Origin of the sequence: Chitinophaga varians (assembly GCF_012641275.1) — a bacterium.
GTDB lineage: Bacteria > Bacteroidota > Bacteroidia > Chitinophagales > Chitinophagaceae > Chitinophaga > Chitinophaga varians_A.
Genome location: NZ_JABAIA010000001.1, coordinates 3,483,410 through 3,498,928, shown reverse-complemented (window position 1 = coordinate 3,498,928; position 15,519 = coordinate 3,483,410). Strand labels below are relative to the sequence as shown.

Annotated in this window: 10 protein-coding genes and 1 tRNA gene; 8 read left to right on the top strand and 3 right to left on the bottom strand. The window is 51.2% G+C overall.

The features are described from left to right. Window position 1: 1 nt before the first annotated feature. A complete protein-coding gene (locus tag HGH92_RS14350; RefSeq protein ID WP_168871376.1) occupies window positions 2-376 on the bottom strand; it encodes a response regulator in 375 nt (124 codons plus the stop codon). A 1-nt stretch (window position 377) separates the two neighbouring features. After that, window positions 378-4,406, bottom strand: coding sequence for a response regulator (locus HGH92_RS14345; protein WP_168871375.1), 4,029 nt, complete (start codon window positions 4,404-4,406; stop codon window positions 378-380). A gap of 135 nt (window positions 4,407-4,541) precedes the next feature. On the opposite strand from HGH92_RS14345, the gene HGH92_RS14340 reads away from it, so the two are divergent. Both HGH92_RS14340 and HGH92_RS14335 read left to right on the top strand, forming a co-directional pair. Continuing rightward, a complete protein-coding gene (locus tag HGH92_RS14340; protein ID WP_262888771.1) occupies window positions 4,542-4,952 on the top strand; it encodes a response regulator in 411 nt (136 codons plus the stop codon). A 281-nt stretch (window positions 4,953-5,233) separates the two neighbouring features. Continuing rightward, entirely contained in the window at window positions 5,234-7,528 is a 2,295-nt protein-coding gene (locus HGH92_RS14335; protein WP_168871373.1) for a hypothetical protein, read from the top strand. A gap of 71 nt (window positions 7,529-7,599) precedes the next feature. On the opposite strand, the gene HGH92_RS14330 is transcribed toward HGH92_RS14335, so the two are convergent. Continuing rightward, the gene (locus tag HGH92_RS14330; RefSeq protein ID WP_168871372.1) at window positions 7,600-8,823 is read right to left on the bottom strand and encodes an ROK family protein; all 1,224 of its coding nucleotides are present in this window, start codon (window positions 8,821-8,823) and stop codon (window positions 7,600-7,602) included. A gap of 208 nt (window positions 8,824-9,031) precedes the next feature. On the opposite strand from HGH92_RS14330, the gene HGH92_RS14325 reads away from it, so the two are divergent. The 6 genes from HGH92_RS14325 (at window position 9,032) to HGH92_RS14300 (ending at window position 15,441) form a co-directional block, all read left to right on the top strand. After that, on the top strand, window positions 9,032-10,891 hold the full coding sequence (locus tag HGH92_RS14325; RefSeq protein ID WP_168871371.1) for an FAD-dependent oxidoreductase: 1,860 nt from the start codon (window positions 9,032-9,034) through the stop codon (window positions 10,889-10,891). A 12-nt stretch (window positions 10,892-10,903) separates the two neighbouring features. Continuing rightward, the gene (locus HGH92_RS14320; protein ID WP_168871370.1) at window positions 10,904-11,836 is read left to right on the top strand and encodes a DUF4434 domain-containing protein; all 933 of its coding nucleotides are present in this window, start codon (window positions 10,904-10,906) and stop codon (window positions 11,834-11,836) included. A gap of 3 nt (window positions 11,837-11,839) precedes the next feature. After that, entirely contained in the window at window positions 11,840-13,045 is a 1,206-nt protein-coding gene (locus HGH92_RS14315; protein ID WP_211092589.1) for an AGE family epimerase/isomerase, read from the top strand. 2 nt (window positions 13,046-13,047) lie between these two features. Continuing rightward, entirely contained in the window at window positions 13,048-14,295 is a 1,248-nt protein-coding gene (locus tag HGH92_RS14310) for a sugar MFS transporter (RefSeq protein ID WP_168871369.1), read from the top strand. Then, entirely contained in the window at window positions 14,292-15,188 is an 897-nt protein-coding gene (locus HGH92_RS14305; protein ID WP_168871368.1) for a DUF1501 domain-containing protein, read from the top strand. The genes HGH92_RS14310 and HGH92_RS14305 overlap by 4 nt, the downstream gene beginning before the upstream one ends. A gap of 171 nt (window positions 15,189-15,359) precedes the next feature. Then, a tRNA-Leu gene (locus HGH92_RS14300) sits at window positions 15,360-15,441 on the top strand. The last annotated feature ends 78 nt before the right edge of the window (window positions 15,442-15,519 follow it).

The window sequence follows — 15,519 nt, the reverse complement described above, 5'->3', positions numbered from 1 at the left end:
CTTATACAGATAAGTATTGTTGTAGCTGCGAGAGCAACACATCTACATCAACTGGTTTTGAAATATAGTCGTCAGCACCCGCTTCAAGGCATTTCTCCCGGTCACCCACCATGGCTTTGGCTGTTACCGCAATAATGGGCAGATGCTCCTCCCCTTCTTTGGCCCGCAGCGCCGCAATGGTTTCATAGCCGTCCATGTCGGGCATCATAATGTCCATCAGCACCACGCCTACCTCATGCCCGCCGTCCAGCAGCGCCAGCCCTTCTGCGCCGGTAGAAGCAGCAATACAGGGTATCCCACGGGAGCGCAACACTGCCTTTAGCGCAAAAATATTGCGGGCGTCATCATCTATGATCAGTACTTTTTTCTGCTCCATATTATTTCATGCCTTTATCGTATAGCCATACACGTAATAACGAAATCAACTGGTCTACGTCCACGGGTTTGGAGATATAGTCTGACGCGCCGGCTTTCAGGCATTTCTCCCGGTCGCCCATCATGGCTTTGGCGGTGACGGCGATGATCGGCAGATGGGCCATTGACGGCTGCTTGCGGATAGCGGCAATAGCGTCGTAGCCATCCATTTCCGGCATCATCATATCCATCAGCACAATATCCACGGTATGTTCACTGAGCTGCTGCAGCGCCTCTTTTCCGTCTACCGCGGAAAGCACCTTCATCTGGTGCATCTCCAGCGCTTTCGTGAGCGAGAAAATATTGCGTACATCGTCATCGGCCACCAGTACGGTCTTGCCTTTCAGCACTTCGTTGAGCAGCGACATTTTGCTGTTGCCGGTTTGTGCGGCCGCATTGTTTTCCGATACCAGGTGCAGAAACAGTGACACTTCGTCCAGCATGCGTTGATAGGAATGTGCCGTTTTTACAACGATGGAATCGGCGTACTGCCGTATCCGTTGTTCTTCCGCCCGCGAAAGGCTTTTGCCGGTAAATATAATGATGGGCAGGTTTTCCAGCCCTTTGATTTCTTTTACCGTTTCCAGTGTTTCATAGGCCTGCTGGTCAGGAATGCCCATGTCCAGTATCACGCAGTCCACATCTTTCTGCTGCAGTAATTGTACACCGTCGGTAACGGTACTGCTGATTTCTGAATTCACCTGGTAGTTGCCCAGGAAATAGGCCAGCGCTTTGGCGTGTTTGGCATTCTCCTCCAGTATCAGCACCTTTTTGGTGGAACGTTGCAGAACAAATTCCAGCTTCTCAAAGATGTGCTGCATGCTTTCCATGGTGACCGGCTTGCTCACAAAATCCACTGCGCCTTTCATCAGGCTTTCCTTTTTCGCTTCCAGCGAAGAGATGATGTGTACAGGTATCGGGCGGGTGACCGGATCATTTTTCAATTCTTCCATTACCTGCCAGCCGTCTTTCACCGGCAACTGGATATCGAGCAGGATGCCGACAGGCCGGTATTTGCGGGCCAGTTCACCGGCCATGTCGCCTCTGACAGTAACAACGCCTTTATATCCCCGCTGACGGGTAAATTCAAGCAGTGCTTTGGCAAAGTAAGTATCGTCTTCCACAATCAGCACAATGGAGTCCCCTGGTTGAATATGGTCACGGTCATCAGGGATATCACCGGGAATCAGTGGCGCCAGGTAAGACGTGCCTCCTTTGGCAGCCAGTCCTTCGTCCACTACAGTAGGCTCTTTGACGGTTGTTGGCGAAGCTACCGGGGCTGCGGTGGTCTGTTCATATTTTCGTGCTACCGGTACCGTTACTGAGAATTCGCTGCCGTCTTCCCCGTTGCTTTCAAGGGAAATGTGGCCGCCCAGCAGCTTGGCCAGCTCACGGCTGATAGACAGCCCCAGTCCGGTGCCACCGTATTTGCGACGGGTAGAACCGTCAGCCTGCTGGAACGCTTCGAAGATCACCTGTTGTTTTTCCACCGGAATACCGATGCCTGTGTCTTTTACCACAAAGCGGATAGTGCCAGCTATGTCGCCCCGCTGTACTGACAGCGTAACAGAACCTTTGGCGGTAAATTTCAGGGCATTGGAGAGGAAATTTTTGAGTATCTGCTCCAGCCTTACCTGGTCTGTCTCTATTGATGCCGGCGCACCAGGCATGGCAGCCAGTTGCAGCGCCAGTCCTTTGTCCCGTGCAATCGGCTCAAACAGCGCCTGCATATTGGAGAGGATATTTTCAATGTATACCTGGCCATATTCCAGTTCCATCTTACCGGATTCTATCTTGGAGAGGTCCAGTATTTCATCTATCAGCGTCAGCAATCCTTTACCGGAGGAATTGATGACCTGCGCGTATTCCACCTGGTCGGCATTCAGGTTATGGTCATGGTTTTCAGACAATAACCGTGACAGCAGCAGGATGGAATTGAGCGGCGTGCGCAGCTCATGCGACATATTGGCGAGGAACTCTGACTTATACTTGGTGCTGAGTGCCAGTTCTTCAGCTTTTTTGTGGATATCGAGGTTTCGTTCCACGATGATCTGGTTTTTCTCTTCCAGCATGCGGCTTCTCTCTTCCAGTTCAGCATTGGACTGCATCAGTTCTTCCTGTTGCACTTTAAGTTCTTCTTCCGATACCTGCAGTTTCTGGGTTTGTGCTTCCAGTTCCGCATTGAGGCTTTCCAGCTCGCTGTGTTGCACCTGTAGTTCTTCTGCCTGTGACTGTGTTTCCTCCAGCAGTTCCTGCAGACGTATGCGGCTGCGGGTGCTTTGAATGGCCACTGCTATACTGTGGGATGCCTGTGTCATATATTGCACGGCGCTTTCGCTGAAAGGAAACAGCGAACCGATTTCCACCACGCCTTCCGCTATGCCGGCGTGTATCAGTGGCATAATAAACACATGTCCGGGTTGTGCGGAAACGGACCCTCCGGCGATGTGCAGGAAATTATCGGGGGCATCACGGAGGAGTATCGGCTTACGTTGCAGCAATGCCTGCCCCATCAGCGTTTTGCCGGCTGCCACCACAGGGGGCGCCGGGTATTGGTCCGACAGCGCGTGCCCGGCGGAGAAATGCAGGTCGCCGTTCTGGCGGATGTAGAGCACGCCTGTTTGCGCGCCGGTATATTGTACCAGATCAGACAAAGCGTCTTTGGTGAGGGACTGCATGTCCCTTTCAGCCAGCAGCGTTTCACTTATTTTGTTAAGCCCTGTCTGCACCCACATCTCCAGTTCATTTTCCTCGCGGAAGGCTTTCAGATCAGCCGCCATTTGTACTACGGCGTTGCCCAGCGTATCTTCACTGCTGCGGGGCTTCACGGTGATATTAAAATCTCCCTTGCCGATACTGTCCGCTGCCATGGCCAGCTCCTGGCCGGTCAGATCAATGGCGGCGAGTGATTTTGACAGGCTGCCGATAGCATCCCTTGTACGGATATCGGGCGCTTCCCCGCTCATGCCTTTGGCTATTTTATCGGCCGCAGAACGCAGTATGTTCAGGCTTTCGGTAATTGTCTTGGCGGTGTAGGTAACGAATGCTATCACCAGCACTACAATAAGTACGAGGAAGACGAGATAACGTGTTTTGAGGTCATTTTCTTTCTGTGCAATGGTACGGGCCTCTTTGCTGACCTTGTCCACAATACTGCGTTGCAGCTGTTTGAGCTGGTCTACCGCCGCGCTGGAATTGTCCCACCACGAGTCTGCATTGAAAAGGGTATCTATCTTCCGGTTTTTGATAGTGTTGCTGATAAAATCGGAGGTGATCACGTATTCGTTGCTTTTCTCTACTTTCAGCAGGGCGGCGGCATTGGCGGGGGATGATTTATCAAGGAATTCGGCCCGCAGCGAAGCATACATGTCGTTGTTGTTTTCGATGCGGGAGAAGTCGTCCGGCCACACTTCCTTTTTCAGGATGAAGTAGTAGAGGTCCATCCGTATGAGGCCTTGGTAAGCGGCCATCTGCGCCAGCAGGTACTGCGAATTAAGGTCCTGCTGCAGGGGCTTCAGCACACTGATATCCGGTGTACTGGCATGCGCCAGGTTGTTGAGCCGGAAGATCAGATTGGAATAATAATCCAGTACTTCCCGCTGTGGCATGCTCTTATTGTCGATCTCTTTTCTTTTTTTCGGAAGCGTATTGAGCAGCGAATAGGTAAAAAAACGGCTATCGGCCGCCAGCAGCCTTGATTTCACGGCATCGATGGCGAGGTCTGTTTTGGCCCGCTGCATCAGCAGGTCGTTCTGGGAGTAGTTGCCCAGCACGTAATTCACGCTGGAACGGCGTTCCATATGTATTTCATCGGCCACCTTCATCACGGTGGCGGCTGTACTTACGTCCTGTAGCAGGTTTTCGATGCTGCGGATATCCTCACTCTGTTTGTTGAATATCTGGATACCCAGATAAATAAGGCATATCAAGGGAACAATAGCAATCAGGAATAACTTCCTGGGCAGTGGCAGCTGCATAAAAAATTTCTTCATCCGCCTGAGCTCGTTTAATTTTTTTTCAGGAAAATATAAATGTTGGGTAATGGCATCACAAACCGTATACCTAACTAAACCAGTGCTATGAAAATACCAACAAAATCATAAATTTGTCTTTATTCTAAATCTCATATGGTGAGCAGCTGTAAATATTCCTCTGTACTTTTAATTGATGATGACGTGGACGACAGGATGATATTTGGCGACGTATTGAAAGAGTTGGTGCCGGATATTATTTACAACGAAGCTATCAACGGTGAAGATGCCCTTGTGCGGCTGGAAGAAGGTTTAGTACCTGATCTGATCTTCCTGGACCTCAATATGCCGCGGGTAGACGGAAAGCAGTTCCTGGCAGAACTTCGGCAGATTGAACATCTTCGCCACATTCCTGTTATCATCTATACCACATCTTCCCATGAATCGGATAAAAAGGAAACCCGTGCGTTGGGCGCCTCCTATTTTATCACCAAACCGAATAGCCTGCATGAACTGAGTCAGCTGCTGAAGGGTATCCTGGAACAGACGATTCAATATTCCCTGTAGCCGTACCGCATTAAAAAAGGCCTTGCAAGGAATTGCATGGCCGGATATTTATTATTGTTAAGATATTCGATTTTTTGTCGCAGGACAACCTGACAGGACCTTGGAAAGTTCACCCCAAAACACACCCCCATGGCCCATCTCCTGTACAGGCAGTGTTGTATTACAGCATCCTGGTCAATCCAATAAATATATATAAACGATTTTAATATCCAGAAATTATTTATGAAGCTGGACAACCTGCTTCAAACTTAATAAATTGCACGTTCTAATCTAATGGTATTATGAATCTGGAAGAACTGGAAAGGTTATATCAGGAACAGGCATACACGGTAGCGACGATTGAACTGGAAACATATCTGGAAGAGCATCCGGCCGAAGCCGCCGCGTGGTACCTGATGGGCAAGTGCAGGCTGGAAATAGCCAAATCCGCCGAGGACAGGGAGGAAATGACCACTGCATACCAAACCGCATACGAAGCATTCAGCAAAGCATTGGAATATAACCCCCAACATGTCCAGGCAAGGGTCCACCGCGCTTATATGGGCGCCAATGTTATCAACGATAAAGTAGCAGAAACACTGGAAGATTGCCAGTTTATCCTTGATCAGGGTGATGAGGAACTGATCACCAAAGCGCTCCTGTACCGCTTTCAGATATGGGTGCTGCAAAATGAAACAGACAAAGCCCTGGCAGATATGCACCGCAATCTGGAAATCTACCAGTCGCTCTACCACGATGACCTGCCGCAGCTCAATGTGGCGCGGTTCCAGTGCTACACCCGCATAGGCGACGTATATTATCACAACGACAATAAACCTACCGCACTGGATTATTACCGGCAGGCATTCCAATGCACCGTATACAACAACCGCACCCTCTCCACCCTGCATTTCGCCCTCGAAATGGCAGATTACGACTTCGCCGCGGAAATGCTGCACATCGCCAGCACTTCCGGGGAACAGGAAGAGGAAGACATGCTGAAAATACTCCACCAGGTAAAAGCCCTGCTGGACCAGGGTGTACGGCACCCTGCACTGGCCAGGGAATTCTGCTGGGGCACCATCGACTTCTGGCACCAGTTCTACGGTGAAGACGAAGCAGAAGGCACCCTGGAACAGATATCCACCGGCAAACGCTTTATCTCCCTGTACCCGGAGGAGAGTTATTTTTATCACTTCACTGCCACTGCCCTCTTCAATATCGGTAGCTACAGCGAATCACTGCCGTATTATGAAAAGGCGATAGCCATGCGGCCTTACCCGTCCACCATTATCCGGTGGTACTATGCCCATTACAAAACACATGGGGAGTTCCCGGACAACTGGACCGATCTCGATTACCCTATTGCGTACGACTGGTATTCGGCCGGCGTGGTATGTAATGAACTGCTGCAGGAAGAGCAGGCCTCAGGACCCCGTCAGATACTGACACAACTGAAAAAATACCTCTACCAGAAAGCATACGCCCTGTATTATCCTTACTGGTATGAAAATACCGGTTCGTCTTACGCCGGCCATCCGCACCATTTTGCCATGTGCTGCAACAACTACGGCATCACGCTGTTTGAACTGGGCGCATATGAAGAAGCTATTCATATCCACAGCGTAGGGTATAACATGTCCCCCTTCTGGGAGCAGCTGGAATCCCGCGCCGACGCGTTTCATCAGCTGGGGAAATATGCCGAAGCCGTGGCCGACCGGCAGATGATCCTCAACACTTTTATCTCCAGCCTGCCGCTGGTATATTACGTGTCTATCCATGAACGGATCATTGAAGACCTCACCGCACTGGAACGCTATGACGATGCCATGGCCCTCTATAATAAGATCCTGACGGAATATGAAGAGTGGATCACCAACGATATGGACGAACTGGAGGAGGAAGAAAAAGAAATCATCATCTATAACATAGACCGCATCAAAACCGGCCGCGCCTTTATCAAAACAAACAGTCAGGACGACCTGCACGAAAGGATACAGGCCCTCGAAAAACATCTCGAGGAAAAACCCGACGACAGTGACGCCTACTTCAACCTGATGTACCTGTATTATGACAATGCCCAGTACGAACACTGCATCGGCGCTGTCAATAATCGTATATCCATTGGCGGTATAGCCAAACTGCCGCTGGTATCGCAGATGAAGATCTTCTACTTCAGAGGTAAAGCTGCGCTTAAACTGAACAGGTACGAAGCAGCCATCCAGGATATGCTGCAAACCCTGGAAATCATGTCCCATGGTGATGAATCGGACAATTCACCGAACAACCGCTGCGGCGTATATGCTTTCCTCGCAGAAGCGTACCTGGGACTGGAAGACTACGACAACAGCCTGCAATACGCCAATCAATGCGTGCAGACCTATAAAGACATGAACTGGAGCTGGGACGCAGAATCGTCCGCTTTCTATTACACGATGGCATTGGCACAGGAAGGCAAGGGAGACCTAAGCGCCTGCCGCAAAACCATTGACCGTATCCTGGAAAAAGACCCGGGCTTTCAACCGGCAGTTAGTAAAAAGGCCGGATTGAAAAACGGCAGCGGGCTGTTTTCGTTTCTGAGGAAGAAGAAAGACTAATTAATCGTAATAGAAAGAAAAAAGCGCAGAGTTGACCTCCGCGCTTTTTTCTTTCTATCTATCGTGATTTGTTAATTGATCAGAACTTTATTCCGTACCAGCAAACACGCGCCGATGATACCAGACTTTTCACCGAGGCCGGAGATACGCAGCTTCGTATCGTTGTTCACCAGACTGAGGGAGTATTTATTCACCGCGCTTTTAATAGGCAGCCGGATATAATCCTGTGTGGCTGCCAGGCTTCCGCCCAGGATCACCAGTTCAGGGTTGAAGATATTGATCAACAGGGCGATGCCACGGCCGAGGTTTTCTCCTATTTTAGCTATCAGCTCGATTGCGAGCACATCATCATGTATAGCAGCGTCAATAATATCTTCCAGCTGGATATTGTCCGGCGCGCCGGGTTTGCGGCTCAGCATGGAGGAAGAGCCTTCGCGTAATTTGTCCTGGAACATGCGGGTGAGCGCCCATCCGGAGGCTTCTGTTTCCAGACATCCTTTTTTTCCGCAATGGCAGATGATTTCATTATCAAACAGCGGGATATGCCCCACTTCACCGCTATAGCCAGACTTACCATAATACAGCTGGCCGTCTATCAGCACGCCCATGCCAATGCCATAGTCGAGGTTCAGGAAAAGAACATTCCGTTCCCCGTGTACCGCATCGGAGCTGAATTCGCCGTAAGCCATGGCGCGGGAGTCATTTTCCAGGAAAACACGGATACCGATTTTCGACTCGATAATTTTACTCAGCGGCTCTTCATCAAAATAGAAAAAGCTGTAACTATAGCCGGTAGCGTAATTGATACGACCGGAGAGATTGATGCCGATGCCCAGTATTTTTTCCCGCGGCACAGGCAGACCGTCGATGAAGTTGCTGATAAGCGTACAAAGTTCTTCCAGGGAAGCTTTGTTGTTATCCAGTTTATAGGGAATATTCTCTTCCGTACAGACCAGGTTCTTCTGCAGGTCAGACAATCCCAGGTTAAGATGGTGTTGTTTTACATCTACTCCTATAAAAAATGCGGAATCAGGTACCAGGCCGTACAAATTGGGTTTACGGCCGCCGGTAGATTCCACTTTTCCGTAATCTTTTACCAGGCCGTCCTGGATCAGGTCATTGAGCAGGGTGGTTACTTTGGGTGCGCTAAGGTTAAGCTGTTTGCACATATCGGCAATGGTGGCATTGCCGATGTTGGCGAAGTAGGCCAGTGCGGCCTTCTTCAGGTGAATGTTCTTATAGGCTACCCCGGTAAGATTTTCATTGTTCAATTCTTCGAAAAAGGTTTTAGCCATATAGTGTGCTTTACTTGATTGAGGGGCCAAGTTAATAACGTTATTCTTAATAATTATTAAAAGCAGGCGCGATCAAATCGATTATTTACATAAACGGACAATATTTCAAAAATTATTTTATTATTTAACAAGAATAAATAAAATTTATTAATTAGTATTAGCAGTTAGTAATTAAATTTTTTATTTTAGTCGTCTATCCAGCTCTTTTATGATTGATATCAGACGAATTATTATCAGCCAACTTCTTTGTCTTTTCGCCTGGCAGCTCAATGCCCAGTCGCTGCAAACCGACCTGCTCATTATCGGTGGCGGGGCCAGCGGCACCACAGCCGGCATACAGGCTGCCCGTATGGGCGCCCACGTAACGATTTTGGAAGAAACCACCTGGCTGGGAGGCATGCTCACCTCCGCCGGCGTTTCGGCCATAGACGGCAACAACGCCCTGCCATCAGGCCTCTGGGGCGAATTCCGTGAACAGCTGCACCAACATTACGGCGGCCCCCAGGCCGTAGCCACCGGCTGGGTCAGCAACACCCTCTTTGAACCATCGGTAGGCAATAGTATCCTGCAACAGCTGGCTGCCAAAGAAAAACAGCTGCAAATATTTTTTAACACCAGCTGGACAGGCGTCAAAAAAATCAACGGCCGCTGGCAGGTCAGCTTCGTCCGCAACAACCGGCCAGGCACTATAGAAGCGCCACTGATCATAGATGCCACCGAACTGGGCGATATCATGGCCGCCACCCACACCGCCTACCGCACCGGTATGGACAGCCGCCTGGAAACCGGTGAAGCCGTGGCGCCGCTCAAAGCCAACAACTACATCCAGGTACTTACCTATGTGGCCACGCTCAAAGATTATGGCGCCGGCGCCGACAAAACCATTCCCCGCCCGGCAGGGTATAATCCCGATATCTTCCGCTGCTGCTGCGCCAATGATGATCCGTATAGCGGCAACGGCGGTAAAATGAACTGCGACCATATGATGCAGTACGGCAAACTGCCCAATCACAAATACATGATCAACTGGCCTGGCTGCGGCAACGACTACCCGCTCAACGTCATCGAAATGACCCGCGAAGCCCGCACCAAAGCCCTGCAACAAGCCAAACTACATACGCTCCGTTATGTCTACTACCTGCAAACAGAACTGGGCTACAAACATCTCGGCATCGCTGATGATGAATACCCTACGGCCGACAAACTGCCCATGATCCCCTACTACCGGGAGGCCCGCCGCCTCAAAGGCGTCGCTACGCTTGGTTTTAACCATGTGGCCAATCCTTTCGGGCAACCGGAAGCCTATTATCGTACAGGCATTGCCGTAGGAGACTACCCGATCGATCACCATCAGGAAAAAGATCCGGCAGTACCGAAAATAGATTTCTCCAAAGCCAAAGTGCCCTCCTATAATATTCCGCTCGGCTCCCTGATACCCGCTACCACAGACGGACTGATCGTGGCTGAAAAAAGCATCAGCGTCACCAATATTGTTAACGGCGCCACCCGCCTGCAACCGGTCGTACTACAGCTGGGCCAGGCCGCCGGCGCGCTGGCGGCCATCTCCCTGCAACAAAAAATACAACCACGGCAGGTAGCCGTCAGGCAGGTGCAGCAGGCCCTGCTGAAAGCAGGCGTATATCTCATGCCTTACATCGATGTGCCGAAAGAACATCCGCACTTCGCCGCCATACAGCGTATAGGCGCTACCGGTATACTTCGCGGCACCGGCATACCGCATACCTGGGCCAATCAAACCTGGTTCTATCCACAGCGGCCCATCAGTGAATATGAATTTACACAGGGACTGCTCACCTACTACCCGGATGCGCGGAAGCTGACGCCCACCGGGCAGGACCTCACCCCTGCCTTTCTGATAAAAGCCTGGCAGACTGCCGGCATTACCGTCACCTACGACCAAATAGCGGCTGCATGGCATGAGCTGCAGCTCAGCACTGCCCTGCACGAAAGTCTGCCGCTTAACCGCGAAATGGCAGCCGTACTGACCGACCATTTCCTTCACCCTTTTGATATTCCTGTGTCCTTTACCGGCGCTGTTCAACCATAAAACCACCACATCATGAAAATAACAGGCACTTTCCTCGACGAGATCAGTCACGATATCCCGCACCAGAACTGGGGCCGGGCAGAATGGGACGCCGATTTCTCCCATATGAAAGCCGTTGGCATAGACACGGTATTCCTTATCCGCAGCGGGTTTCAACGCTGGCTCACCTATCCTTCCAAAGTTGTGATGCAGGAAGAAGGCGGCTATGAACCTCCGGTAGACCTGGTAAAAATGTTCCTCGAACTGGCCGACAAACACCATATGAAATTTTACTTCGGCCTGTACGACTCCGGTAAATACTGGTGGAAAGGCGATTTCCAGAAAGAGGTCGACATCAACCTGAAAGTCATTGATGAAGTATGGAAAAATTACGGTCACTATAAATCCTTCCAGGGCTGGTACCTCACACAGGAAGTAAGCCGCCGCACCGGTAAGGTAATTGACCTCTATGCCAAACTGGGCAAGCATTGCAAGGATATCTCCAATAATCTGCCCACCCTCATATCTCCCTGGATAGATGGTAAAAAAGCGGTGATGGCCGCATCTTCCACCATCACCAGAGAAGAGGCGGTGTCACTAAAACAACATGAAAGCGAGTGGAGCGAAATATTCGATGGCATCAAGGGCGTAGTGGACGCTGTCGCCTTCCAGGATGGCCATATCGAATTCCATGAGCTGCCCGATTTCTTTGCCGTTAACAAAAGGATGGCCGACCGCTACGGCATACAATGCTGGACCAACGCCGAATCCTTCGACCGCGACATGCCCATCAAATTTATGCCCATCAAGTTTGAAAAACTGCGCATGAAGCTGGAAGCCGCGCGTAAAGCGGGCTACGACAAAGCTATTACCTTCGAGTTCTCGCATTTTATGAGCCCGCAGTCGGCTTACCTGCAGGCCGGGCACCTCTATAACCGCTATAAAGAATACCTCAAAACCCTCTGATCAATGAACAGAACAATGGAATTTCACGATTATGCCACGTTGTACCGCAACAACCTGTTGAACGATGTCATCCCCTTCTGGATGCAGCACTCACCAGATACACAATATGGCGGCTATTTTACCTGCCTCGACCGCGACGGTAAAGTGTTCGATACGGACAAGTTCATCTGGCTGCAATGCCGGGAAGTATGGTGTTTCGCGATGCTGTACAATAAAGTGGAACAAAAACAGGAGTGGCTGGACATGGCCGTCCAGGGTGCGGAATTTCTCCGGAAACACGGGCGCGACAAAGACGGGAACTGGTATTTCTCCCTTACCCGTACCGGCGAACCGCTGATAGCCCCTTATAATATTTTCTCTGACTGTTTTGCCGCCATGGCTTTCGGGCAGCTGTACCAGGCCACCGGCAATGCAGACTACAGCGATATTGCCATCAGCACTTTTCACAATATCCTTCGCCGCCAGGACAATCCGAAAGGGCATTATTCCAAAGCTGTCCCTGGTACCCGGCCGTTGCAGAACTTCGCGCTACCCATGATACTCTGCAACCTGGTGCTGGAAATGGAGTCACTGCTTGATAAACAGCTGGTGGAAGATACCATCCGGCAGGGCGTCCATACCGTGATGGATATTTTTTATCAGCCCGATGAAGGCCTCATCATGGAAAACATTACACCGGAAGGCCAGCTCTCCGATTCCTTCGAAGGCCGCCTGATCAACCCCGGCCATGGGCTGGAGGCCATGTGGTTTGTGATGGACCTCGCCACCCGCAACAACGATACCGCGCTGATCACCAAAGCCAAAGACATTGCGCTCTCACTGCTGGAATATGGATGGGACCAGGAATACGGTGGCATCTTCTATTTCCTGGATGTAAAGGGATACCCGCCCCAACAACTGGAATGGGACCAGAAACTGTGGTGGGTGCACATAGAAACCATCATCAGCCTGTTGAAAGGTTACCTGCATACCGGCGATGAAAAATGCTGGCAATGGTTTAAAAAAGTACACGATTATACCTGGAAACATTTCCCGGACCCTGAAAATGGTGAATGGTTTGGTTATCTTAACAGGCAGGGACAGCCGCTGCTTCCGCTCAAAGGCGGTAAATGGAAGGGCTGTTTCCACGTGCCAAGAGGACTTTACCAGAGTTGGAACACGCTGCAGCAACTGGCAGCCAAACAAGCATTATCTACTCAACCTAAATAGCTATGGCGGTAATATCCACAACCAACCAGCCACAGGTCACGGTCTCCGGCAGCCGGCAATCTTATATGCCGGCCCTCGTTTCGCTGGCCGTACTGTATTTCATGATGGGTTTCATCACCTGTCTGAATGATACGCTGGTACCCTTTTTCAAGAAAGGGTTCACACTCACTTATTCCCAGTCGTCGCTGGTGCAGTTTTATTTTTTCCTCACCTACGGCATCATGTCGGTGCCTGCCGGCAGGATCGTAAGCCGTACCGGCTACAAGAAGGGAATGGTGCTGGGTTTTGCCATTGCGGCCATAGGCGGACTACTGTTTTATCCGGCATCCGTGTATCATCAGTATGTGCTGTTTCTGGCGGCGTTGTTTGTCATCGCCATCGGCATTGTACTGTTGCAGGTGGCCGCCAATCCCTACATTACAGCACTGGGGCCGGCCCATACCGCTTCTGCGCGGTTAACGCTGATACAGGGCGTAGGCTCTGCAGGCACCACTGTGGCGCCGTTGTTCGGCGCCCACTTCATCCTGGCCAGACTGGCAGAATCGCACGCCTCCAGCGAGGCCGTAAGATATCCGTACCTCGGCATAGCAGCGTTGTTGCTGCTGATCGCTTTTGTTGTTTCGCGTTTATCCCTTCCCGTTATCAGTACTACCGGAAGTGCCGGTAAAGCCGGTCATGATGACGGCCAGGGTATTTTCTCCTACAGGAACCTGCGTTTCGGCATTATAGGCATTTTCGTGTATGTAGGGGCGGAGGTGGCTATCGGTACTTTCCTGACCAACTATATCACCGACCTGCTGGGTGTTCCGGAGAATGTGGCCAACAATTACGTGGCCTTTTACTGGGGAGGCATGCTGGTGGGCCGTTTGCTGGGCGCCGGCCTGTTGCGCGTGCTGCCGCCGGCCAGGGTGCTGGCCGTATGTGCCCTGGGAGCGATAGCGCTGATACTGTTGTCTGTCAGCACCTCCGGGCTGCTGGCCGTGTGGAGCATGATCGCAGTGGGGCTATGCAATGCGATTATGTTTGCCACTATTTTTTCTTTGTCGGTAGAAGGGGTGGGCCGTCATACTACTTCCGCGTCGGGACTGTTGTCTACCGCCATCTGCGGCGGTGCGGTCATCTCCTACGCCCAGGGGCTGCTGAAGGACCACGCTACCTGGCAGATCGCTTTTCTGATACCGGTCATCTGTTATCTCTATATCCTGTTTTATGGCCTCAACGGACATAAAGCATCAAAACAGCCTGTATGAAACGGAGAGATTTTTTAAAACGGTCGGGCATGGCTTCGGGTGCGCTGTTACTGCCCTCTTTTGTGCAGGCAGCCGTGCGGGGCACGCAGCCGCCTGCGGGCCGCCGGGTGGTGTTTATCCGGCTGCAGGGCGGCAATGACGGGCTGAATACCATTATTCCGTATAGTCAGGAATGTTATTATCAACAGCGGCCGCAGCTGGCTATTCCGGCAGCGGAAGTGCTGCCGGCTTCCGGCGGCTGGGGCTTCCATCCGGCCCTGGAGGAGCTGATGCCTGTTTATGAGCGGCGACAGCTGTTGGTGCTGCAGCAGGTAGGTTACCCTGGTACCGATCAGTCGCACTATCATTCCGGCCAAATATGGCGTACCGGCTGCTGCCAGGGGCTGGAGGCCAATCATTGGTTGCCCGCGTCCGTGCCTGTAGCGGATTATGGGGAACAGGATTTTAACCTGTCGTTAGAAGATATCGCCCGCAGGATTATTCAGGGAGATGTGACCGCTGTTTATCATGTGTCCCTGGATGGCTTTGACACGCATCAGTTTCAGCGGGTGCAGCATGATCCGTTGCTGGCCGACTATGCTCGTGGCGTGCGACGGCTGTTGCAACAGCTGGAGGAGAACGGCCAGCTGGACAATACCCTGGTGGTCACCTGGTCGGAATTTGGCCGTAGCCTGAAAGAGAATGTGCGCCGGGGAACTGATCATGGCGAGGCGAACCAGGTCCATATTTTCGGCAGCCGGCTGAAACAGTGGGGCATAGAAGCCTGTACGCTGGGCGATGGCCACCTGCCGGTGCGGACAGACTTCCGCAGCCTATATGCTACCATTGCCGGCCGCTGGCTGGGAACAGACAGCAGGCTTAATGGCCGCTTTCCGGCCATGGCCTGGCTCTAGCGGCTATTTCCGGGGCCTTTTCGCGGGATTCTGTTCACAAATTTTTTTAATTCATAGAAAATAATACCTTTGCAGTCCTTTTTGAGTAAAAAAGGACTGCTTTTTTTACTTATTTTCGCGCGGCCCTCCGGGGCTGGCGGCTGAAAGCAAAAGTTCTTATTTTTATCAGTTCCGGGTGTGGTGAAATTGGTAGACATGCCAGACTTAGGATCTGGTGCCGCAAGGCATGGGGGTTCGAGTCCCTCCACCCGGACATATACTATTAAGTGGCAATGTGTCAATATGGCAACGTGATAATGCTATGCTTTCCTTCACTTTCATTGTCACTGCG